The following is a 392-nucleotide window of genomic DNA, read 5'->3' on the forward strand; positions in this document are numbered from 1 at the left end:
AATTAGGATAAATTGGAAGACAAAGTACTTTCCTAGCAATTTCATTGGCAACAGGGAGGTTTTCTTTAGAGGCTGACTTCATACCTTTATACATTGAGAAATCGGTAATTAGTGGATAAAAATACCGACGAGAATATACATTATTCTGTTTTAAATAATGATAGAGTTCCTCTCTATTCATCCTAAATTCATCTTCAACTAAAATTGGAAAATATGCATAATTAGCATCAACTTGGCCAGACTGCGGTACTATAGTGATTCCTTCCAGTTTTTCAAATGCATTATGATATGCCTCATCGATTTCTTTTCTGCGTTGGATAGTTTTATCAACATGTTTGAGTTGAAGTAACCCAAAGGCAGCATTGATCTCACTCATTTTCCCATTAATACCT

The 392-nt window shown here is 33.9% G+C and carries 1 protein-coding gene; it reads right to left on the bottom strand.

Annotated elements, in window-relative coordinates:
- Window positions 1–376, bottom strand: a 376-nt coding sequence (locus tag JHD74_RS26165) for a DegT/DnrJ/EryC1/StrS family aminotransferase (RefSeq protein ID WP_233169708.1), incomplete at its 3' end; no start/stop codon positions are given.
- Window positions 377–392 lie beyond the last annotated feature (16 nt).

Origin of the sequence: Serratia sp. ASV30 (assembly GCF_016428815.1) — a bacterium.
Classification (GTDB): domain Bacteria; phylum Pseudomonadota; class Gammaproteobacteria; order Enterobacterales; family Enterobacteriaceae; genus Chania; species Chania fonticola_C.